This window comes from Oricola sp. (assembly GCF_965230365.1).
In the GTDB taxonomy this organism is placed as follows: Bacteria; Pseudomonadota; Alphaproteobacteria; order Rhizobiales; family Rhizobiaceae; genus Oricola.
In genome coordinates, this window is record NZ_OZ246003.1 from 1075826 (window position 1) to 1095414 (window position 19589).

Genomic DNA, 19589 nt, shown 5'->3' on the forward strand with positions numbered 1-19589 from the left:
CGAGCATTCAGGAACCGAGATGCTTTTCGCCGCGCATCTTGGCGAGGCCGATCTGGCGCTGCCTTTCGGCGAAACGGGCGCGGTCGGCATCGCTGCGCTCAGCCACGCAAAAGGGGCAGGAGACGCCCTCGACGAAATCGTCGGAGCGGACTTCCTCGGGTGTCAGCGGGTGGCGGCAGGCGCGGCACAACGTGTAGTCGCCGGGTTCCAGGCCGTGGCCGACGGCAACGCGCTCGTCGAACACGAAACAGTCGCCGTGCCAGAGGCTTTCCTCCTCCGGCACTTCTTCGAGATATTTCAGGATGCCGCCCTTCAGGTGGTAGACCTCGTCGATGCCGAGATCGCGGACGAAGGCGGTCGCCTTCTCGCAGCGGATGCCGCCGGTGCAGAACATGGCGACCTTGCGGCCGCGCAGTTCGTTGTCGTTACGGCGCACCCAGTCGGGAAATTCGCGGAAGGTGGCGGTGTGCGGATCGACGGCGTTCTCGAAGGTGCCGATCGATACCTCGTAATCGTTGCGGGTGTCGACCACCACGGTCTCGGGATCGGAGATCAGGGCGTTCCAGTCGGCCGGGTCGACATAGGTGCCGACGATCTTTCTCGGGTCGGTGCCCGGCACGCCCATGGTGACGATTTCCTTTTTCAGCCGCACCTTCATGCGCAGGAAGGGTTCCTTTTCGGCGAAGCTTTCCTTGTGTTCGAGATCGGCGAATTCCGGCTGAGCGTGCAGGAAGGCGATCAGCCGGTCGATCCCGGCGCGGCTGCCGGCCACCGTGCCGTTGATGCCTTCGGACGCCAGCAGCAGCGTGCCTTTCAGCCCCGCGTCGAGGCACAGTGCCTCAAGCTCCGGCTTGAACGCCTGGTAGCGTCCGAAATCGGCGAAATGATAAAGCGCGGCAACGACAAAGGGCGGATTTTCCATGATCGCCTCCGATACTGCGAAACGGCGCTGTGAGGCAAGCGGGTGGAAGGCGCGCGTCATCATCGCCGCGCCCTGTTTCCGGGGCCGGTTTGTTCAAAGAACTGGAAGACGGGCGGTCAAAGCATCGCAACGTCTAGTATGTAATAGCGATCCTCGGACCGCCCGCTCGGTGTTCTTGCGGCCTCGGTCGGCGGCCCGGAACGAAAGTCCGGGAAAACAAGACTGCGCGCGCCGCTTCATGCCGCCCCGGCTTGGGGGTTCATCACCCAGGTGAGTTACCTGACACGACCGCCGGCCCTTCTCGTTCGATCCGGGCGTTCGTCGCTCCAATCGGCAGATCGCTGCCGATTGACCAACCAGCGGTCGCGCACTCCTCACCCAACCGGGCACCGTCCCTCTTCCGGGCGGTCGGTTCTAGACCCGGCTTCCAAAAGAAGGCGGGACAATCATAAGAGAGGCTTCGATGCGTTGCACAAGTTTTGCGGCGCGCGTGGACTATGCGATTGAATTCGTTGAATAAACGCAACAAAGCGTGAAAAACTTGTGCAACGGGCGGGTCTCGTATCTCCCCCCTTGCGGGGGAGAAAGCAAAAACCTGGGCTTGGTGAAGCCAAGTCCTTGGTTTTTGCCAGAGAGGGGCTTGCGTCACCGGATGCGTGCGCAGTGTTCCGCACCTCCAGCTCATTTGCCCCTCTCTTGCGATTTCTAGCACTTAGCCTGCGGCTAATCCACCGAAATCGCTTTCTCCCCCGCAAGGGGGGAGATACGGCGCCGCTTCGTACCGCCCCGGCTTGGGGGTTCATCACCCATCCACACACCTCTGTGTCACCAACCGGGCACCGTCCCTCCCTCTGTCAGCCGGTGCGCATCCAGACTTCCCTGAGAGGGCGAGTGTGATGGTAAGGGAGGTTGGGGAGCGGTGGATAGTTTTTTGGCGCAGGACCTGTACCCCCCCCCCTTGCGAGGGAGATATGGCCGTGCCCTTAGAGACACGATTTCAGTGGCAATCGGCTGGCTGGACTTCTGCGGGTCTTCCACGAACAAAGAGACAAGCGTTTGAGTGGGGTGTCCAGTTGTCGCGAACAAGCACGTCGAAGTCCGGCCGGTTTCGCGTACTGGTCTCCACCGGCCTCGACAATCAGACGCATCTCGAAGCAGACAAAATCGAGGATATAGCCGTCGAGCGGTACCTGCCGCGTGAAGATGGACTCACAACGAATACGAGGATCGGTGCTACAAAGAACACTACGTGGATCAAAAAACGGAACATTCTTGTTCCGGGAGGCCAGAGGACATTACGGATGGCAAGGAACACTTCGCCGGCGAAGGGCACCCCATGGCAGGTTGTGGTGGAAGAAAGCGAGCGACTGATACCGGCGCTTGGCAACTATCCTTCCCTGGAAAGGGTTACGGTCGGTACTTTCACGTATCCCGAGCCTGGCTGCCGTGATGCACGTCTTTCGGTATCGATAACAGACAAGCGCTTCTTCAATTCGAGCGCCAAAGGATTTTCCAAGGGTGTCATTTTGCATCTATACGTTTTGGGTATCAGCGAGCTTTTCCTGAATATTTCGGGGATGGAAGCATCGATAATAATCGAGAGGGAATCGCGCACCGAAATAAAAGGGTTTGGCAATTTTGCATTCAGAATGGAGTGTGACGCCGTAGTCTTGGCCGATTTCGCAGCATTCAAGGGTTGAACGTCGCAAACGAGGGCTGTCGTTGCGCTCTGTTCAGCGGTTATCAAAACAAAACACATGGCGGCGTCGCAAGTATAGTTTGGCAATTAAGGCTGATGCCGGTTTTCTAATGTCATTCTCTGTAGGTGCAACGATCAAGGACGGCGCTAGTGACAGACATTGACCTCTATGGCCAGCCGGATATCCAGACGATCACCGTCGCGCTGTTCGGCCGGGACAGGGAGCTCGATGCAGAAGCCATTCTGCCGCTTGCGTTGGAAACCTTCAAAACGCACGGGATAGAACCGAACTTCTGTACGGTCGGTTTCAAGGGCGTAACTGAGGGAAAAGGCCTCACTTTCAAAACGATCAGGAAAAGGCTCGAGGATGGCACCTACAAGGAGCTGAATCATCTGTCGGTGCTCCGTCTTTATACGAAGGGATACCCTAACTCGGAAGACTTCAGCGTGAGTCTTGACCTGTCATTCGGCAATGACCTTGTTGTGTTCATGTATCCCATTGATCCGCAGAGACCTGATCTAAGACCGGCGCGCCGCTTTGTGGCCGACATCTTGTCTGTCCTGACGCTAAAATACGGCTTTGCATTGGACATTCCGCTGCGATTGACCCCGCGTCATTGCGCCATGGGCTTCATGCCGTTTCATGTGCATGATGGCCTGAAGGAAAGCGGTGCCTGGCAGGTCGCATGGCGCGACAAGACATATGCGACGGGCCTGTTCCGGCACGTGTTCTGCCTGAATGTGCTCTCGAAGCCGCACATGGAAGCCAATGTCGGCGGCGTGTCTTTTGCCGACTGGGTGAAGAAGCCCGGCCACGGGGATGTGGAACAATTGTCGGAGCATGTCTGGCTGTGGACGGTGCCGCGCAAAGACCGGCTGCGTTGCGCCCAGATCCTTCATTTCAACGGCCTGCTGACCGCCCCAGATCCGTTCCAGAACATTGTTTTGGCCTGAACCTGGCGGACTGACCGGGCCGCGTGGTTAGCAATGCGGGCAGGCGCAAGGGGGCGTTGCGAATCTCGGTGGTTGTGGTTCGGCAACACGATGACCCACGAAGCCCCGAACGCCGCCGTGACTGGAGACCGGAACATGTCGAACCATTTTGACGAATAGCGGGACGCCCATCGCAGACGGCGAATGGTGGGACAGACCAGCCAAAGACCTTGCGTTCATTCTGCAAGGAAGCCGGTCGATGGCCCATTTCACCAATGGGAAGATCACCTTAGCGATGTAACCGCTACTCCAAGTACAGTCGCTGCGGGCGACATCGGTTGGTCAAAGCGTAGGCGCGATCATGGTTTCGTGGCCATAAGCCGACAGATGGCAGGTAAATGGAGGTTCAGATGGCGTGGATTTGGGGATTCTCAGAGGGATCGCTGGATTTCGGCGCGGACATCGACTACGCCGCTTCCGCCCCGATTTCCGGAGGTGAATACTTTCGGGACAAGCCGGTGAATCCGGACTTTCGGCCGGTCTACCGCTCCCGGTCGGGCCTGAAGCGTTTCAAGCGCTACCATTATCCGCCAATCGGGGTAGGCCCGGTAGTCGATGCAGTTTGGCGCGATGTCATCCTCCAATTCGTGCCGGAAGATCGCGTACAGTTTCTTCCGGTGACGTTGGTCGCCCGTGGGGAGGTATGCGAGGACTTCATGTGGGTCATCCCGTTCGATCGCGCATGCTGTATCGATGCAGAGAAATCCGAAGTGACCAGCAGCGCGCAAGCGACGGATGGAAGAACTCTGATTTATTCGGTTAAGAGGATCGTGCTGAGGCCTGATTGCATGAATGGCCTTCATCTCGCTCGCGACATGCGGATGGGGGCGATTCTGCTGGTGTCCGATGATTTGAAGCAGGCTTTGGCGGCGACTGGCGAGGAGAGCGTGTTCGAGAGGCCTGGCGAATCCGAGTAGCCGACGCGTTGTTGAGCGGAGGTTTTCAGCGCAACGCTTTACGCCGCGGCTGAACCGATTTAAGCCAGACGCGACTTTCGCGGAGACACCCCCATGGCGCAGAAAACCGAAGCCCTTCTTCCGATCATGACCGGCCAGGCGGTGATCCCGGTCATCGTGCTCGAAGACGCCGCCGACGCGGTGCCGCTGGCACGCGCGCTGGCCGCCGGCGGCCTGCCGGCCATCGAGATCACGCTGCGCACGGCCGCCGCGCTTGACGGCATCGCCCGCGTCGCCGCCGAAGTGCCCGAAGCGATCGTCGGCGCCGGCACGATCCTCAACGCGGCGCAGTTTGCCGAAGCGGCGGCGGCGGGGGCGAAGTTCATCGTCAGCCCCGGCCTGACGCCGGAACTGGTCGAGGCCGCAGATGCCAGCCCGGTGCCGCTTCTGCCCGGCGCGGTGACATCGAGCGAGATCATGGCCGCACTCGAGGACGGCTATTCGCTGCTGAAATTCTTCCCCGCCGAACAGGCCGGCGGTGCGGCCTATCTGAAATCACTTTCTTCGCCGTTTGGCGGCGTCGGCTTCTGCCCGACCGGCGGCATCTCGGCGGCCAATGCCGGCGATTACCTGTCGCTTTCCAACGTGATCTGCGTCGGCGGCTCCTGGGTGGCGCCGAAGGATGCGGTCCGGGACGGCTCTTGGGAGCGGATCAGCGAATTGGCGCGCGGCGCCTCGCTGTTGAACGGCTAGGGCTTCGCATTCATGCCGCCTGCCGGCGCGCCATAGTCGTCGATGAAGCGCGCAAAGGCGGCGTCGAGCCGGTCCGCATCGGCGATGTCGTCGAGGTTTTCCAGCAGCACCACCAGCAGGTAGTTGTTGCCGAGGCCGTAGCGGCCGTTCAGCGCGCGCAGGCGGTCATAGGCGGCCTCGGTCAGGTTCATCTGCCGGCGGACCGGCAGTGGCAGACGTGTCTTCTTTCCCGTCATCATCCTCTCCGCATCGCGAGTCCGGCTCGGGCGATCCGAGGCCGGCTTCCTCCATTTCGGCAGTGCGCCGCCAGAACAGGTCATGCAGCGGCGCCATGGCGCCATCGGGGGGCGCCTCGCGGACCATGGCGCAGCGCTCGGCGAAACCGGCAATGTCCGGCAGCGGGCTGCCCTTTCGATCCTCGCGGGCAAGTGCCCGCAGGCCCTTGCATTGGTGGCAGATGCCGGTCTTGTTGACCAGCGCGCACAAGCCGTCGAACTTGTCGGTCATCGACTGGCGGGCTGCCGACAGGCGATGGCGCAACACGCTGTCGGAAATGCCGAGTGCATTGGCGGCCTCGCGGGCCGACAGGCCGGTGACGTCGCGCAGTACCAGGGCGGCCAGTTCGTCCGGCGGCAGGGAACGGCCAACACAGGTGAAGCAATAGGCAATGTGCTCGCGTACTTCGTAGGCGAAGGCGGGATCCTCGTAGGCGGCCATCACCTCGCCGGACAGATCCGGCGAGGCAGCGCACATGTTTGCATAGGCGACCTGGGCTTCCGCGCGCCAGCGTTTGGCCTTGCGCATCCGGTCGACCGCGATGCGTCCGGCAATGGCGATCAGCCAGGTGGAAAAGCGTGCTTCGCCGCGAAAGGCGCCGATCTTCTCCCAGGCGCGGATCAGCGTTTCCTGGGCGATCTCGTCGACCTCGTCGGGATGGCCGACCATGCGGTGCAGGAAACCCATCAGCTTGGGGCGGGCGTCGCGGACAAGTTCGGCGAAAGCCTCGGCATCGCCGGCGCGGGCGGCAGCGGCAAGCGCGGTCTCGTCGGGTGTCGGCTTCTCGTCAGGCTGCATGGGCGGCCTCCGCGGCGCGGCAAGCGATGCCGCCGATTATGATGCCGATCGCCGTCGTTGCCAAACCGGGCATCGCGTCGGCAAGCCCGAGATGGCCCGGAACGAGCAGGAAGACCACAAGGCCCACCTCGGTCAGGCCGGTAATCGCGGTGTTGACAGTCAGGGCGCGGGCGCTGTTTTTCCAGTTGCCGGTGACCGCAATCACGGCCACAGCGGCACCGAGGCAGAGGAGACCGAAGGCGAAATAGCCGAGAATGGCGCCAGCGAGCGCGTCATGGCCGCCGGCGGCGGTGCGGTAGATGGCAAAGCCCGCTTCCGGGCTTTCGAGGAGGCGGGCGAGGATGACGCCGCCGCCGATGACGTGGATGACGCCCCACAGGAAGAATGCGGCGGCGCCCAGTTTTGCGGTACGAGACATGGTGAAACTCCGTTCTGTTGCTGCACCGGTTAGACGCCGGGCCACAGGAATTCCGCCAAGCCATTGAAACAAAAGAAAAACCCGGGGCAATCGCCCCGGGTTTCCTGTCGGTTCGTATGCGGTTGCGGCTGGCTCAGAGCTTGCCGGCGCGCTGCTGCAGCATCAGGAAGGTGTCGAAGTTGTATTCCGACAGCTGGAACCACAGATAGGCATCGCGGCGGAAGCCCATGTAGGAGTCGTGGACCTTCTTGAAGTCGGCGTTTTCGGCCGAGATTTCGGCGAAGGTCTCCTGGGCCGCGTTGAAGCAGGCCTCGAGGATTTCCTGGCTGTAGGGCCGAAGCTGCGTGCCGGAAGCGGCAAGCTGCTTGAGCGCGGTCGGGTTGAGCGTGTCGTAGCGCGCCATCATGACCGAGTTGGCAAGCGCCGAAGCATTCTTGACGACGCCCTTGTAGGCGTCCGGCAGCTCGTTCCACTTGTCGAGGTTGATCATGTTCATCAGCGCGACGCCGCCTTCCCACCAGCCGGGGTAGTAGAAGTAAGGCGCGACCTTGTTGAAGCCGAGCTTGGAGTCGTCATACGGGCCGACGAACTCGGCAGCGTCGATGGTGCCCTTCTCGAGCGCCGGATAGATGTCGCTGCCCGGCAGGCCCTGCGGCACGACGCCGACCTTCTCGATGATCCGGCCGCCAAAGCCGCCGATGCGGAACTTGAGGCCCTGCATGTCTTCGACGGTGTTGATTTCCTTGCGGAACCAGCCGCCCATCTGCGCCCCGGTGTTGCCGGCCGGGAAGGAGATCATGTTGTACTTGGCGTAGAATTCGTTCAGCAGGTCGAGGCCGCCGCCTTCATACATCCAGGCATTGGTCATGCGCTGGTTGAGGCCGAAGGGCACGCCGGTGCCGAACGCGAAGGTCGGGTCGATGCCCCAGAAATAGTAGGAGGCGGTGTGCGCCATTTCGATGGTGCCGTTCTTGACGGCGTCGGCGCCCTCAAGCGCACCGACGATCTCGCCGGAGGCGAAGACCTGGATGTTGAAGTTGCCGTCGGTCGCTTCGGCAACCGCGTCGGAGAAGACTTCCGCTGCACCGTAGATGGTGTCCAGCACCTTCGGGAAACCGGACGAGCAGCGCCAGGTGATCTTCGGCATGGACTGGGCGATTGCCGGAGCGGCAAGCGCTGTGGCCGCAGCGGCGCCTGCGCCAACCGTGCCGGATTTCTTCAGAAATGAACGTCGATCCATTAGATCCTCCCACTTGAATCGTAGTGAGCCGGCCAAATTCCCTGACACTCGGGAAGTTGCGGGGCTGAACTCGCGGATTACATGACAGTTTTGCGATTTGCTGTCCAGCACTGCGGGATGCATCCGTGGGAAAATTGGTAAATTATATTGTCCAGTTAAACCAGCGGTGCGGCCGGCAGCATTCCTCTTGCGAATACGGCGCCGGCTGGCCTAGAGCGTGTCAGGGTTCGAAGACACCCTGCGAAGGATTGCCATGCAGCCGATCGTTGCCATTGCCGCCGACATCCGCGCGTTCCAGAATTACCGCTGGCACGCCGCGCCCGAGCCCTATCTGGAGGCCGCTTTCGGGGTCGCCGGCGTGCTGCCGCTGATCGTGCCGGCGCTGGGCGAACGGATCGATGCCGCGGCGCTGGTCGGGCGTGTCGACGGGGTGATGCTGACGGGATCGCGCACCAATGTACATCCGCGCCGCTATGGCGGTGAGGCGACGCCGGCGCACGAGCCTTATGACGAGGACCGCGACGCAACCGCGCTGGCGCTGATCCGCGCCACGGTCGATGCCGGGGTGCCGCTGTTTGCGATCTGCCGCGGCATGCAGGAACTGAATGTCGCCTATGGCGGCTCGCTGGCAACCGAAATCCAGGAGCGCGACGGGACTGACGATCACCGCGCGCCGGAGAGCGATGTCCAGGACGAGCGGTTCCGCATCGCGCACGGGATCGATCTGGAGCCGGGCGGCCGGATGGCGGAAATCGCCGGTTCGGGCCGGATCGACGTCAACTCGCTGCATCGCCAGGCGATCGACCGGCTGGCCGACACTCTCGTTGTCGAGGCGCGGGCCGATGACGGCACGATCGAGGCGGTGTCGGTGGCGGGCGCGAAAGGATTTGCCGTCGGCGTGCAATGGCACCCGGAATACTGGGCGAAGAGCGATGCGCCATCGGCGGCGCTGTTCAGGGCTTTCGGGCAGGCCGTGCGCGAATTCGCACAGGCTCGCGCCGGGGCCGCATAAGAAAAGTATCCCGCAGCGGGAATAAAACGCCTCCTTGCCGTGTCTCACCCAAGGAAGACGGAAACAGACCGTTTTCGCGAGACCAGCAACGGAGAACCGATATGAAAGCCGAGACTGTCACTACGCTTGCCGCAACCGCGGTCTTCTACGTTCTTGCCGGAGCGGCGTTTGCGGCGCCGGTCAGCATCGTCGACACCGCCAAGGGCGAGGTGCTTGCCGGCGAAAACGGCATGACGCTCTACACCTTCAAAAAGGACACGGACGGCGTGTCCAATTGTTACGACGATTGCGCCACCAAATGGCCGCCGCTGTTTGCGGCTGACGACGACAAGGCCGAAGGCGATTACACGGTCGTCGCGCGCAAGGACGGGACCAAACAATGGGCCAAGGGCGGAATGCCGCTTTACTTCTGGTTCAAGGACGGCGAACCCGGCGATATCACCGGCGACGGCGTCAAGGGTGTTTGGGATCTTGCCCGGCCCTGACACCCGTACCGCCGGGGGTGCGGATTTCACCCCCGGCGAACGATGAGGCGACATGACCCGTTTCGAGCAACAGGTTCTGGATGTGCTGCCGCGGCTCAGGCGCTATGCGCTCAGCCTTGCGCGCGATCGCGCCGATGCGGAAGATCTTGTTCAGGATTGCGTTGAGCGAGCCTTTTCGCGCCGGACGACCTGGCGCGGCGACAACCTGCAGGGTTGGATGATGACGATCCTGACCAATCTGAACCGCAATCGGGTTCGCAGTGCCAGTGCGGCGCCCGCGACCGTCGAGATCGATGAAGCGGAGGATCATGCGGCGGTTTTCCCCGACAGCGATCCCCTGGCGCGCGACAAGCTGGTCGCGGCGCTCAACCAGTTGCACCCCGATCAGCGCGCCGTGCTGATGCTCGTCGTGTTGGAGGGGCGCTCCTACCGGGAGGTCGGCGAGATGCTCGGTATTCCCCAGGGAACCGTAATGTCGCGGCTTTCGCGGGCGCGGCGAAGCCTTGCCTCGAACCTTGAGGGGCGCAATATCGTGGAGTTCCGGAGGACGCCATGACAGAACAGCCGGACAATTCCGTTTCCGAAGACGAACTTCACGCCTATGTCGACGGGGCTCTACCGGAGGCGCGACGGAAAACCGTCGAGGCGTGGCTGGCCGCCCATCCGGACAGGGCGGCCGATGTCGCCGCGTGGCAGGCGCAGAATGCCGCCATCCGCAGCGCGTTCGCGGCACCGGACAATGCCGAGCCTGAAGAGGCCGATCTCAAGTTGGTCCGCGATGCGTCGCGGGTGACGCGCCGCCGCATTCCGCTCGGCATTGCGGCGGGGTTTGCGCTGTTTTTTCTGGCGGGGGGCGGGGCCGGTTCGCTGCTGACGGTGGCGCTGCAGGGCGAACGCGAAACAACGGTGATCGCCGAGCTGTTGCCGGCCGCTTCGTCGACCAACTACCTCGTCTATGCCAGCGAGGCGCGCCATCCCGTCGAGGTGGGCGCGGACCAGGAAGCCCATCTTGTCGACTGGCTCGGCAAACGGATCGGGCGGCGGCTTACGGCGCCGGATCTCGGTGCGAAGGGCTATGCCCTTGTCGGCGGAAGGCTGGTGACTTTCGCCGCCAAGCCGGGCGCGATGCTGATGTATGAGGATGCCGCCGGTACCCGCGTGACCGTGCTTGTCGGCGTCAATCCGGAGCACTCAGGCACCGAGTTCACATTCGAGGAAACGGACGGGGTCTCAACGTTCTTCTGGGCGGATGGAGACTTCGGGTATGCGCTTTCCGGCGCAGTCGATCGCGAGACCCTGCTCGGTCTCGCCCATATCGTCTATGTCGGGAATTGACGGGTCAGTAGGCCTCGAAGGACAGCTGCACGCCGCGCGGCTCGACCACCTCCCAGGCAAAACCGTCGCTGACGGCCAGCCGCATCAGCGCCGTGCCGGCGCTGTCGGTGATGCGGGCGTCGCCCGACGGCGTTTCGCGCCAGGTGCGGGCGGCGGCGAGCCTGGCCGGCATGCCGTCGCAATTGGCTGGTTCGACACGGTGAATGCCATTGTCGCTGGCGCGATGCAGCGACACCAGACAGGTCTTGGAGTTGTCGTGGTCGACCACCATGAAGCGCGAAGCTGTCTTGGCCATCGAGTTGCTGGCCGTCTTTATCGACGAGACCGTGGTCGGGTCGATGCCGTTGCCGGCAAGACCGGGCGCCAACGCGACCATGCCGACGACGCCCAGAACTGCCACTCCATTGATCCAGTATGCGTAGTTCATGATTGCGGTCCGCGATCCCGACGCTGCCTCGGCCAGTGTCGGCGATTCCTGGTTAACGTTTCATTAAGCACGCCATGAATGGCGGTGGTGACGAGGCTACACCGCAAGACGTGTCCGAAGCTTTCCACGGCGCCACGCGGGCCGCCGGCGAGACGGGGAAGAGTGCTAGTAGCGGCGGCGCACGCGTGCCGCGCTGGCGATGGCGACCTGACGCCGCCGCTCGCGCAAGAACACGAACAGTCCGCTACCGACAATGAGAAGGATACCAACCGAACTGGCCGCATCCGGAATCTCTCCCCAGAACGTCCAGCCCCACAGCAAAGCCAAGGGAAGGCCAACATATTCGAAGGGCGAAATTGTGGCGGCATCGGCGAGGCGATAGGCCTGCGACAACGCATAGGCGGTGATCGCCGAGTTGAGACCGAGGGCGACGAAGAGCCAGATATCAAGGCCCTGGGGCCAGCTCCATTCGCGCAGCAGGAAAACGACGCTGGGATTGGTCGCACCTTCGGCGAAGCGGCCGTCGCCAGCCACCAGAAAGAAGCCGGCGGAGACGACGATAAAGATCGTCTGCACATAGACTGCCATGGCGGACGCCTTGGCGACCGCGCCGAGGCGCCGGGTCATGATCTGGAACAGCGCATAGGTGGTTGCCGAGATGACCGGCAACAGCAGGACGAACAGGCCGGCTTCGCGCTCGTCGCCCTGCCAGGGGCGGACCATGACGAGGACGCCGAGGAAGCCGACGAGGACGGCACCGAGGCGGTATGGTCCGACGCGCTCGCCGAGCAGCGGGATCGACAGCAGCGTGATCATGAGCGGCGCGACGAAGAACAGTGCCGTCGCCTCGCCGAGCGGAATGACCGCCAGTGCGGTGAAGAAACTGATATTGGCGACGACGATGGCCAGGCCGCGCAGGGTGTGGAAACCCCAGTGACGCGTGCGCAAGATCGCCAGACCGCCCTCGAACCAGACCATGACCAGCGAAAACCAGATGCCGATGGCCGACCGCGCAAACACCATCTGGTGCAGCGGGTAGTCACCCGACAATTGCTTGATCAGCATGTCGTTGATCGAGATCGTCACCATGCCGACCAGGATCAGGGCGATGCCTGCTGCGGGATTGGACTGGCTAGCCGGGAGGGATGGAGCGCTCATTGCGCCTGGCTAACAGGGGGCGTGCGGCGGTGCTGTCGCGAAAGCGACCTTGCGGGAATACGAGCTTGGGGGAAAGATGGCGCAGGTGCCGTTCAATCGATCTTGCGTTTCGCCAGATGGCCGGCTTCCGGCACGGCGGTGATCGTCTCGCCTCGGGTGAACCAGGAGACCAGGTTGTCGGCAACAAGGTCGCCCATCAGGGCGCGCGTGCGTACCGACGCCGAGCCGACATGCGGCAGCAGGCAGACATTGTCCATGGCCATCAATTCGGCGGGGACGTACGGCTCGTCCTCGAAGACATCGAGGCCGGCGGCGGCAATCGTTCCGTCGGACAAGGCGGCGATCAGCGCCGGTTCGTCGACCGTCGTGCCGCGGCCGATATTGACCAGCACGCCATCCGGGCCGAGCATCTGCAGGATCGTCGCATCGATCGTGCGGGCCGTCTCCGGCGTGCCGGGTACGACAACGATCAGCGTGTCGACTGCGCGCGCGAGGTCTTCCAGCGAGGCATGCCAGGGATAGGCGACGCTCTCGTCGCGCTTGCGGTTGTGGTAGTGGATCGGCAGGCCAAACGCCTCGATGCGCCGGGCGATCGCCTTGCCGATGCGGCCGAGGCCGTAGATGCCGACCGTGCGCTCGCGCAGGGTCAACGGGGTCAGCCGATAGTTGCCCTCATTATGCCAGCGGCCTTCGCGCAGCCATTTCTCCGCCTGGTAGAGCTCGCGGGTCGCGTTGAGCAAAAGCGCCATGGCTGTGTCAGCGACTTCCTCGTCGAGGACCGAGGGGGTGTGGGTGACCACGACGTCCTTGCCAATGGCATGAAGGGTCGAGGCGGTGTCGTAGCCGACGCCGAAATTGGCGATGATCTCGAGGTTCGGCAGCGCGTCGATCAGCGGTATCCAGGCCGGGCTGAGCCAGGCAGCGAGGCCACGCGTCGCCTTCAACACATCGGGGGAAATCGCCGCGGGATCGGGTGCGTCGACAATGGTCGCAGCGAATGCCTCGCGAATGCGTTGATCGGCGCGCGGGTTGAAGCGCGACGGCATGATGATGGTAATATCGTCCAGATTGGTCGTCCCTTGGGACATGTCAGGCGCGTTCCCTGACCGGCGACGTCGACTGGCGAATGTGCAGTTCCGGCCGGATCAGATCCAGCGTGCCGGTCTTATCCACATCGCCGTTGATCCGGTCGAGCAGCGCGCGTGCGGCAAGACGGCCGACTTCGGTCTGGCCGTTCCAGACGGTGGTCAGCGCCGGCGTGGCAATCGCGGCTTCCTCCAGATCGTCATAGCCGGTGACCGAGATATCGACACCGGGAACCAGACCGGCGCGGGCGATGCCGTTCATCAGCCCGATGGCCACGAGATCGTTCCAGCACACGGCGGCGGTCGGCTTGTCGGGCAGGGCGAGGAACTCGCCGGTCGCTTCGAAGCCGGCCTGCTTGGTACGCGGCCCCGGCAGGCGCCATTCCGGCTTGACGGGAAGTTCGGCCTTTTCCATCGCGCGCACATAGCCGCGATAGCGGTCGCGGCCGGTCGAAGTCTGGTCGGTGCCGCCGATCATCGCGATGCGCTTGTGACCGAGCGAGATCAGGTGCTTGGTGGCCAGCCCGATGCCGAAGGCGTCGTCGCCGCGAAACACGGGCAGGCTGGCGCCCGGAACCGAGCGGGCGACCAGAACGACAGGCAAGCCGTTGCGCAGCACAAGGGCGACGTCGTCAAGCGGCGTGTCGATGGCCGGCGACATGATTACGCCGTCGGCGCCAAGCTGCATCAGCGTGTCGAGGAAATCGCGCTGCTTGTCGACGCTGTCATAGTGGTTCGACAGGATAAAGGTCTGGCGGGAGCGGTCGAGTTCGGTCTCGATGGCCCTCAGAATCTCGGCATAGAACGGGTTCATGATGTCGTGCACGACAACGCCGATAATGCCTGATTTCGATGTCCTGAGGCTCGCGGCCCGGCGGTTGTAGATGTAGCCCATCTGACGCGCATGCGCCTTGATGCGCTCCTTTGTCGCCTCGGCAACAAGCGGGCTGTCACGCAGCGCGAGAGATACCGTAGCCGTGGATACGCCCAGCGCTTCGCCGATGGTCGACAGCTTGATCTTCTGCGCCAAATGCGCCCCCTTTAAAATTTTAATTTTCTTAGAATGGTCACAGCGGCAATGCAAGGTGCCGTCGCGCTATCAATTATTAATCAGGGAGTATTTGCAGACTGCTTCTTTTTCTTTTTTCGCGCAGGCGGTTTTTTTTCGGGGTCGAGATTATCCTCGATTTTAGTCAGTATCTTTGCGAGTTGCTTGCGTTCTTTTTTCTTCAGGCTCCCGAAAGCCTGTTCTTCGGCCTGTGCGACGGCGGCGTGCATGTTGTCGATGACGTTCTTTCCGCTTTCGGTCAGCCGGACCTGAACCTGACGTGCGTCGACCGGCGATTCATGCCGCTCGACGAAGCCCTGCTCCTGCAGGCGTGTGACCGTGCGCGTGACGGTTGGCGGTTTGACGCCAAGGGCCGTGGCGATCTCGCCAAGCGTGCGGCTTTCAGCGGTGCTGAGCAGTTCCATCACGCCTTCCTGCCCGGCGTAGAGGCCAGTCGACAGCAACTGCTTGGCGACATGCGTGCGGGCGCTGCGCGCCGCGTTTTGCAGCGTCGACAGAAGCGGGACGTTTTCGCTATCGTCTTTTTCGATGTAGAAGCGGTTCATGGTTGGGTACTAAGCCGGCGAATGAAATACGGTCAAGAAAACAAACATATTACAGGCACAAGACGGTTTCCAGCGTGACATTCTATCGCGATATTTTCCGCAATGATGCCGTGCTTTCGCGGCCGGTGCGCTGATGCTGTGGCTGCGAAACCCGCTGGCGATCTTCGTCGACGGGGATGTCGACGCCGGCGGCGGGATCGTCGTTTGCGATGGCAAGATCCGGCAGCTGGTGCCCTGCGGCGGGCAGCCGGAAACGGCCTGCGCGGTGTTCGACGCCAGCGAGCATGTGGTGCTGCCCGGGCTGATCAACACGCATCACCATTTCTACCAGACGCTGACGCGCGCCCACCCCGATGCGATCAACCGCGAATTGTTCGACTGGCTGACGGCGCTCTATCCGATCTGGGCGCGGCTCGGGCCGGACGGGCTGAGGCTGGCAACGCGTCTGGCGCTGACGGAGCTGATGATGTCCGGCGTGACCTGCAGTTCGGACCATCACTACGTGTTCCCCGGCGGGCTGGAGGATGCGCTCGACATCCAGGCCGAGGAGGCGCAGGCGCTTGGCATGCGCATGGTGCTGAACCGGGGTTCGATGGATCTCCCGCAAAAGGATGGCGGTCTGCCGCCGGACAGTGTCGTACAAGACCGCGACACGATCCTGGCCGACAGCGAACGGGTGATCGCACGCTATCACGATGCTTGCGAAGGCGCCATGTTGCAGGTGGCGCTGGCGCCCTGTTCGCCGTTTTCGGTGACGCGCGGACTGATGCGCGATACCGCCGAGCTTGCGCGTCGCTGCGGCTGCGCGCTGCACACGCATCTCGGCGAGACGCATGACGAGGACGCCTTTTGCGTCGAGCGCTTCGGCTGCCGGCCGGTCGACTATCTGGAAGATAGCGGCTGGCTCGGCGACAGGACGTGGCTGGCGCACGGCATTCACTTCGACGATGACGAGGTCGCGCGGCTCGGCAAGGCCGGCGTCGGGGTCTGCCATTGCCCGACATCGAACGCGGTGCTGGCGTCGGGCACATGCCGGACGCGCGAACTGGAGGCCGCCGGGGTCAAGCTCGGGCTCGGCGTCGACGGCTCGGCGTCGAACGATTCCTCCAACATGATGGAGGGTGTGCGCCATGCGCTGATGGCCGCGCGGCTGCGATACGATGCGACGGTGACGCATCGCGATGCGCTGCGCTGGGCGACGGCGGGTTCGGCGGCTTGTCTCGGGCGCTCCGATATCGGCGCGATCGCGCCCGGCATGCAGGCGGACCTGGCGCTGTTCAAGCTCGACGAGCTGCGGTTTTCCGGCGCGCACGATCCGCTGGCCGCGCTGGTGCTGTGCGGTGCGCACCGCGCCGACCGGGTGATGATCAAGGGCCGGTGGACCGTCGAGGATGGCATGCCGGTCGGCGTTGACGTGGAGCGGCTTCGCCACGAACATGGCGGAATCGCGAAACTGTTCGGATGAGCACCATGCCGGCGTCGAACCGCCATAGCCGCGGATCAGGACCATGAGACGGAGACTGGAGGATCTGGAGCGCCGGGGCCATGCACCGGCGGATGCGGCACAATGGATCGCCGTTCTGCCGCTTGGCGCGACCGAGCAGCACGGCCCGCATCTGCCGCTGGAAACCGACAGCCTGATTGCAGAGGCGCTGGTCGAACGGCTGATCGCGCAGCTGCCAGACCGCGCGCCGGTGGTGTTCCTGCCAGTCGAGACAGTCGGCTATTCGCCGGAACACCTGTACGCTGCGGGCACGCAGTCGCTGGAATGGGACCAGGCGGTGCGGCGCTGGGTGCGGATCGGCGAGCAGGCGCATCGCTCCGGCATCCGCAAGCTGGTGATGCTCAACGCGCATGGCGGCAACTCGCCGCTGATGACCATCGTGGCGACCGAATTGCGGATGCGTTTCTCGATGCTGGCGGTCGCCACGAGCTGGACCCGCTTCGGCCTGCCCGGCGGCGTGATGGGCGCCGACGAGAAGCATCTCGACATTCATGGCGGGCTGATCGAAACGTCGGTCATGCTGGCGATCCACCCGGACAGGGTGGACATGGCGAAGGCGGCGGATTTCGCCTCGCGCCAGGCCGATTTCATGCGCGACTACACGCATCTGAGAGCCTATGGACCGCACGCCTTCGGGTGGCAGATGAGCGATTTGTCGGAGGCAGGGGTCACGGGCAATGCGGCGGCGGCTTCGGCGGACATCGGCGAGGCGATCCTCGATCATGCCGTGGAGGGGCTGGTCGAACTGCTCAGCGACGTGGAGAAACATCCGGGGTTCGAGTAGACGCAAACTTCAGCGCCAGATGACGATTTCGCCAACTGTCGGCGCGAATGCCTGCGGGCGGTAAGCCTTGTCAGATCGCGACGACGGAAACCACGGTGAAGGTGTGCATGTCCCCGTCATGGCCGGCGATCGAGACGTATTCGCCGCGATTGAAGGCGTGCTCGCCAAGCCGGAAGCCGGCCTCCTCGTCCTCGTCGTCGTCGAAATCGTAGTCGAATACCCACTGGCCGCGCCGGTGACGCTCCAGATAGCCGAGTTCGGTGCGCTCACCGTCCCAAAAGCGTTCGACGGTGCAGGCCTGCCGGTTGGCCTTCCATTCGGCAGGGTCGATTTTCATCGACTGGTCCAGCGGCAGGACGAGAATATAGCCGCGATTGGGGTTGCCATGCGGGAAGGCCGGCTCGCGGGCCATTTCAAGACGAACACTGTAGAGCGGCATCACGGTCTCCTGTGCCTAGGGGAAAGCACTGTATAACCGGATATTATCCTGGCCTTGATCGCGATCAATCGGCGTTTTCGGCGTGGCGGAGTGGCGCGCGAGGGCCTATATCAGGCGAAATCTTGGCAATGGCCGCACAGAGGCAGACATGAGCGAACAGACCATCCCCGTCACCGTGCTGACCGGTTACCTTGGGTCCGGCAAGACGACACTGTTGAACCGGATCCTGAGCGAGGATCACGGAAAGCGATACGCGGTGATTGTCAACGAGTTCGGCGAAATCGGCATCGACAACGACCTGATCGTCGATACCGACGAGGAAATCTACGAAATGAACAATGGTTGCGTGTGCTGTACGGTGCGCGGCGACCTGGTGCGGGTGGTCGAGGGGCTGATGCGCCGGCCCGGCCGCTTCGACGCGATCGTGGTGGAGACGACGGGGCTCGCCGACCCGGCGCCGGTGGCGCAGACCTTCTTCATGGACGACGATGTGCGCGCCAAGACCCGCCTCGATGCGGTGGTGACGTTGGTCGACGCCAAGCATCTGCCGCTTCGCTTGAAGGATTCACGCGAGGCGGAAGACCAGATCGCATTCGCCGATGTCGTGTTGGTCAACAAGACCGATCTGGTGAGCGACACGGAACTGGCGACGCTGGAAGCAACGATCCGGGCGATCAATCCGCATGCGCGTATCCATCGCACGGAACGCACGGCAATCGCGCTTGCCGAGGTGCTGGACCGTGGCGCCTTCGACCTGCAAAGGGCGCTGGAAAGCGATCCGCATTTTCTCGGGCATGACGAGCCGGGCCACGAGTGCGGGCCGGATTGCGATCACCATCACCACGATCATGACCACGACCACGATCATCATCACGGGCACGATCATGGCGACGGCATTCATGGGACGACGATCGAGTCGGTGTCGCTGCGCACCGGCGAACTGGACCCGAAGAAGTTCATGCCCTGGATCGACAAGATCACCCAGATCGACGGGCCGAACATCCTGCGGCTGAAAGGCATTATTGCCTTTCCCGACGACGACCAGCGCTATGTGGTGCAGGGCGTGCACATGATCGTCGAGGGCGACCACGAGCGCGACTGGAAAGACGGCGAGGCGCGCGAAAGCCGGATCGTGTTCATCGGCCGCGATCTCGACCGTGAGAAGCTGGAGCGCACCTTCATGGCCTGCGCCGCCTGACCGGCAGGCGGCGCGGCAGAAGCAATATCAGCTCTCGTCGACGACGTCCGCGTCCGGGCCGTTCTTTTGCAGCGAGGCAATGGCGTTCTTGGAGCTGGACTTCGAGGTGTAGGTCTCGGTGCGGACCATCGTTTCGCCGTTGGAAGCGACAAAGCGCACGAAGGTCTGACCGTCCTTGGAACCGGCAATCTCGAAATGATAGCCGGAAGCGTCCTCATCCTTGGTCAGGTCGGCCGTCGGCGCGCCGGGCGCATTCTTCTTCAGCGAATCGATGCAATTCTGCGCGCTTGCCTTGCCCTTGTAGCTCTCCGACCAGAAGATGATTTCGGAATTGTAGACGAACTGAGCGCCGAACTCGCCGTTCTTGCGCGATACGATCTTGAATTTGTGCGGCAAGTAAGCCTCCCGGATTGAATCGTTTTTGCCGTGGCGACTGTAACCGACTTGTCACCGAATGGAAGATGCTTGTTGGAACTGAATAGATGCATGTTTCTTCTTCGGAAGCGTGAGCTTGCAATGGGCAGCTTGACGCGGCCGGCCAATCCGGAGAGAG

The 19589-nt window shown here is 62.9% G+C and carries 24 protein-coding genes; 11 read left to right on the plus strand and 13 right to left on the minus strand.

Going from position 1 to position 19589, the window contains the following annotated elements; all coding sequences use genetic code 11:
* Positions 1-7: 7 nt before the first annotated feature.
* Together ACO06R_RS05205 and ACO06R_RS05210 are read right to left on the minus strand one after the other, a co-directional pair.
* Complete coding sequence (locus ACO06R_RS05205) at positions 8-922, minus strand: rhodanese-related sulfurtransferase (RefSeq protein WP_421857038.1); 915 nt, start codon at positions 920-922, stop codon at positions 8-10.
* 983 nt (positions 923-1905) lie between these two features.
* Positions 1906-2211 carry a DUF559 domain-containing protein gene (locus ACO06R_RS05210; RefSeq protein ID WP_421859219.1) on the minus strand — a complete coding sequence of 102 codons (306 nt, stop codon included), beginning with the start codon at positions 2209-2211 and terminating at the stop codon, positions 1906-1908.
* 12 nt (positions 2212-2223) lie between these two features.
* On the opposite strand from ACO06R_RS05210, the gene ACO06R_RS05215 reads away from it, so the two are divergent.
* The 4 genes from ACO06R_RS05215 to ACO06R_RS05230 all read left to right on the plus strand — a co-directional run bounded on the left by ACO06R_RS05215 (position 2224) and on the right by ACO06R_RS05230 (position 5263).
* The gene (locus tag ACO06R_RS05215) at positions 2224-2622 is read left to right on the plus strand and encodes a hypothetical protein (RefSeq protein WP_421857041.1); all 399 of its coding nucleotides are present in this window, start codon (positions 2224-2226) and stop codon (positions 2620-2622) included.
* 149 nt (positions 2623-2771) lie between these two features.
* Positions 2772-3575, plus strand: coding sequence for a hypothetical protein (locus tag ACO06R_RS05220; RefSeq protein ID WP_421857044.1), 804 nt, complete (start codon positions 2772-2774; stop codon positions 3573-3575).
* Positions 3576-3964: 389 nt separating this feature from the next.
* Complete coding sequence (locus ACO06R_RS05225; RefSeq protein ID WP_421857047.1) at positions 3965-4531, plus strand: imm11 family protein; 567 nt, start codon at positions 3965-3967, stop codon at positions 4529-4531.
* A gap of 93 nt (positions 4532-4624) precedes the next feature.
* Entirely contained in the window at positions 4625-5263 is a 639-nt protein-coding gene (locus ACO06R_RS05230; protein ID WP_421857050.1) for a 2-dehydro-3-deoxy-phosphogluconate aldolase, read from the plus strand.
* On the opposite strand, the gene ACO06R_RS05235 is transcribed toward ACO06R_RS05230, so the two are convergent.
* The 4 genes from ACO06R_RS05235 to ACO06R_RS05250 form a co-directional block, all read right to left on the minus strand.
* A complete protein-coding gene (locus ACO06R_RS05235; RefSeq protein WP_421857053.1) occupies positions 5260-5454 on the minus strand; it encodes a hypothetical protein in 195 nt (64 codons plus the stop codon). The two genes, ACO06R_RS05230 and ACO06R_RS05235, sit on opposite strands and share 4 nt — an antisense overlap.
* The gene (locus tag ACO06R_RS05240) at positions 5429-6337 is read right to left on the minus strand and encodes an RNA polymerase sigma factor (protein WP_421857056.1); all 909 of its coding nucleotides are present in this window, start codon (positions 6335-6337) and stop codon (positions 5429-5431) included. Before ACO06R_RS05240 ends, ACO06R_RS05235 begins: the two co-directional genes overlap by 26 nt.
* Positions 6327-6755 carry a hypothetical protein gene (locus ACO06R_RS05245; RefSeq protein ID WP_421857059.1) on the minus strand — a complete coding sequence of 143 codons (429 nt, stop codon included), beginning with the start codon at positions 6753-6755 and terminating at the stop codon, positions 6327-6329. Before ACO06R_RS05245 ends, ACO06R_RS05240 begins: the two co-directional genes overlap by 11 nt.
* Before the next feature lie 133 nt (positions 6756-6888).
* Positions 6889-7995, minus strand: a complete 1107-nt coding sequence (locus ACO06R_RS05250) for a TRAP transporter substrate-binding protein (protein ID WP_421857062.1) — start codon at positions 7993-7995, stop codon at positions 6889-6891.
* 253 nt (positions 7996-8248) lie between these two features.
* Here ACO06R_RS05250 and ACO06R_RS05255 point away from each other — a divergent pair, with 253 nt between their 5' ends.
* The 4 genes from ACO06R_RS05255 to ACO06R_RS05270 all read left to right on the plus strand — a co-directional run bounded on the left by ACO06R_RS05255 (position 8249) and on the right by ACO06R_RS05270 (position 10827).
* Positions 8249-9007: a gamma-glutamyl-gamma-aminobutyrate hydrolase family protein gene (locus ACO06R_RS05255; RefSeq protein ID WP_421857064.1), complete on the plus strand. Its 759-nt coding sequence runs from the start codon at positions 8249-8251 to the stop codon at positions 9005-9007.
* Between the two features lie 101 nt (positions 9008-9108).
* Positions 9109-9492 carry a hypothetical protein gene (locus ACO06R_RS05260; protein ID WP_421857066.1) on the plus strand — a complete coding sequence of 128 codons (384 nt, stop codon included), beginning with the start codon at positions 9109-9111 and terminating at the stop codon, positions 9490-9492.
* Positions 9493-9544: 52 nt separating this feature from the next.
* Positions 9545-10048, plus strand: a complete 504-nt coding sequence (locus tag ACO06R_RS05265; RefSeq protein ID WP_421857068.1) for an RNA polymerase sigma factor — start codon at positions 9545-9547, stop codon at positions 10046-10048.
* Positions 10045-10827, plus strand: coding sequence for an anti-sigma factor family protein (locus tag ACO06R_RS05270; RefSeq protein WP_421857070.1), 783 nt, complete (start codon positions 10045-10047; stop codon positions 10825-10827). The genes ACO06R_RS05265 and ACO06R_RS05270 overlap by 4 nt, the downstream gene beginning before the upstream one ends.
* Before the next feature lie 4 nt (positions 10828-10831).
* On the opposite strand, the gene ACO06R_RS05275 is transcribed toward ACO06R_RS05270, so the two are convergent.
* The 5 genes from ACO06R_RS05275 to ACO06R_RS05295 all read right to left on the minus strand — a co-directional run bounded on the left by ACO06R_RS05275 (position 10832) and on the right by ACO06R_RS05295 (position 15111).
* On the minus strand, positions 10832-11254 hold the full coding sequence (locus ACO06R_RS05275) for a hypothetical protein (protein WP_421857072.1): 423 nt from the start codon (positions 11252-11254) through the stop codon (positions 10832-10834).
* A 165-nt stretch (positions 11255-11419) separates the two neighbouring features.
* Positions 11420-12412: a DMT family transporter gene (locus tag ACO06R_RS05280; protein WP_421857074.1), complete on the minus strand. Its 993-nt coding sequence runs from the start codon at positions 12410-12412 to the stop codon at positions 11420-11422.
* A 92-nt stretch (positions 12413-12504) separates the two neighbouring features.
* Entirely contained in the window at positions 12505-13500 is a 996-nt protein-coding gene (locus ACO06R_RS05285; RefSeq protein ID WP_421857076.1) for a 2-hydroxyacid dehydrogenase, read from the minus strand.
* 1 nt (position 13501) lies between these two features.
* Positions 13502-14527 carry a LacI family DNA-binding transcriptional regulator gene (locus ACO06R_RS05290; RefSeq protein ID WP_421857078.1) on the minus strand — a complete coding sequence of 342 codons (1026 nt, stop codon included), beginning with the start codon at positions 14525-14527 and terminating at the stop codon, positions 13502-13504.
* Positions 14528-14607: 80 nt separating this feature from the next.
* On the minus strand, positions 14608-15111 hold the full coding sequence (locus ACO06R_RS05295) for a MarR family winged helix-turn-helix transcriptional regulator (protein ID WP_421857080.1): 504 nt from the start codon (positions 15109-15111) through the stop codon (positions 14608-14610).
* 133 nt (positions 15112-15244) lie between these two features.
* Here ACO06R_RS05295 and ACO06R_RS05300 point away from each other — a divergent pair, with 133 nt between their 5' ends.
* Positions 15245-16576: an 8-oxoguanine deaminase gene (locus tag ACO06R_RS05300; protein WP_421857082.1), complete on the plus strand. Its 1332-nt coding sequence runs from the start codon at positions 15245-15247 to the stop codon at positions 16574-16576.
* Between the two features lie 43 nt (positions 16577-16619).
* The gene (locus ACO06R_RS05305; protein ID WP_421857084.1) at positions 16620-17399 is read left to right on the plus strand and encodes a creatininase family protein; all 780 of its coding nucleotides are present in this window, start codon (positions 16620-16622) and stop codon (positions 17397-17399) included.
* Between the two features lie 70 nt (positions 17400-17469).
* On the opposite strand, the gene ACO06R_RS05310 is transcribed toward ACO06R_RS05305, so the two are convergent.
* On the minus strand, positions 17470-17838 hold the full coding sequence (locus tag ACO06R_RS05310; protein ID WP_421857086.1) for a hypothetical protein: 369 nt from the start codon (positions 17836-17838) through the stop codon (positions 17470-17472).
* 148 nt (positions 17839-17986) lie between these two features.
* On the opposite strand from ACO06R_RS05310, the gene ACO06R_RS05315 reads away from it, so the two are divergent.
* Positions 17987-19036, plus strand: coding sequence for a CobW family GTP-binding protein (locus ACO06R_RS05315; RefSeq protein WP_421857088.1), 1050 nt, complete (start codon positions 17987-17989; stop codon positions 19034-19036).
* A 27-nt stretch (positions 19037-19063) separates the two neighbouring features.
* Here ACO06R_RS05315 and ACO06R_RS05320 read toward each other — a convergent pair whose 3' ends face one another.
* The gene (locus tag ACO06R_RS05320; RefSeq protein WP_421857090.1) at positions 19064-19432 is read right to left on the minus strand and encodes a YegP family protein; all 369 of its coding nucleotides are present in this window, start codon (positions 19430-19432) and stop codon (positions 19064-19066) included.
* Between the last annotated feature and the right edge of the window lie 157 nt (positions 19433-19589).

What these genes read in the sequence shown, in the direction of transcription:
- ACO06R_RS05205 (WP_421857038.1), bottom strand. Translation starts at nt 922, where the DNA reads ATGGAAAATCCGCCCTTTGTCGTTGCCGCGCTTTATCATTTCGCCGAT.
- ACO06R_RS05215 (WP_421857041.1), top strand. Translation starts at nt 2,224, where the DNA reads ATGGCAAGGAACACTTCGCCGGCGAAGGGCACCCCATGGCAGGTTGTG.
- ACO06R_RS05225 (WP_421857047.1), top strand. Translation starts at nt 3,965, where the DNA reads ATGGCGTGGATTTGGGGATTCTCAGAGGGATCGCTGGATTTCGGCGCG.
- ACO06R_RS05230 (WP_421857050.1), top strand. Translation starts at nt 4,625, where the DNA reads ATGGCGCAGAAAACCGAAGCCCTTCTTCCGATCATGACCGGCCAGGCG.
- ACO06R_RS05235 (WP_421857053.1), bottom strand. Translation starts at nt 5,454, where the DNA reads ATGAACCTGACCGAGGCCGCCTATGACCGCCTGCGCGCGCTGAACGGC.
- ACO06R_RS05240 (WP_421857056.1), bottom strand. Translation starts at nt 6,337, where the DNA reads ATGCAGCCTGACGAGAAGCCGACACCCGACGAGACCGCGCTTGCCGCT.
- ACO06R_RS05245 (WP_421857059.1), bottom strand. Translation starts at nt 6,755, where the DNA reads ATGTCTCGTACCGCAAAACTGGGCGCCGCCGCATTCTTCCTGTGGGGC.
- ACO06R_RS05250 (WP_421857062.1), bottom strand. Translation starts at nt 7,995, where the DNA reads ATGGATCGACGTTCATTTCTGAAGAAATCCGGCACGGTTGGCGCAGGC.
- ACO06R_RS05255 (WP_421857064.1), top strand. Translation starts at nt 8,249, where the DNA reads ATGCAGCCGATCGTTGCCATTGCCGCCGACATCCGCGCGTTCCAGAAT.
- ACO06R_RS05260 (WP_421857066.1), top strand. Translation starts at nt 9,109, where the DNA reads ATGAAAGCCGAGACTGTCACTACGCTTGCCGCAACCGCGGTCTTCTAC.
- ACO06R_RS05265 (WP_421857068.1), top strand. Translation starts at nt 9,545, where the DNA reads ATGACCCGTTTCGAGCAACAGGTTCTGGATGTGCTGCCGCGGCTCAGG.
- ACO06R_RS05270 (WP_421857070.1), top strand. Translation starts at nt 10,045, where the DNA reads ATGACAGAACAGCCGGACAATTCCGTTTCCGAAGACGAACTTCACGCC.
- ACO06R_RS05275 (WP_421857072.1), bottom strand. Translation starts at nt 11,254, where the DNA reads ATGAACTACGCATACTGGATCAATGGAGTGGCAGTTCTGGGCGTCGTC.
- ACO06R_RS05280 (WP_421857074.1), bottom strand. Translation starts at nt 12,412, where the DNA reads ATGAGCGCTCCATCCCTCCCGGCTAGCCAGTCCAATCCCGCAGCAGGC.
- ACO06R_RS05285 (WP_421857076.1), bottom strand. Translation starts at nt 13,500, where the DNA reads ATGTCCCAAGGGACGACCAATCTGGACGATATTACCATCATCATGCCG.
- ACO06R_RS05295 (WP_421857080.1), bottom strand. Translation starts at nt 15,111, where the DNA reads ATGAACCGCTTCTACATCGAAAAAGACGATAGCGAAAACGTCCCGCTT.
- ACO06R_RS05300 (WP_421857082.1), top strand. Translation starts at nt 15,245, where the DNA reads ATGCTGTGGCTGCGAAACCCGCTGGCGATCTTCGTCGACGGGGATGTC.
- ACO06R_RS05305 (WP_421857084.1), top strand. Translation starts at nt 16,620, where the DNA reads ATGAGACGGAGACTGGAGGATCTGGAGCGCCGGGGCCATGCACCGGCG.
- ACO06R_RS05310 (WP_421857086.1), bottom strand. Translation starts at nt 17,838, where the DNA reads ATGCCGCTCTACAGTGTTCGTCTTGAAATGGCCCGCGAGCCGGCCTTC.
- ACO06R_RS05315 (WP_421857088.1), top strand. Translation starts at nt 17,987, where the DNA reads ATGAGCGAACAGACCATCCCCGTCACCGTGCTGACCGGTTACCTTGGG.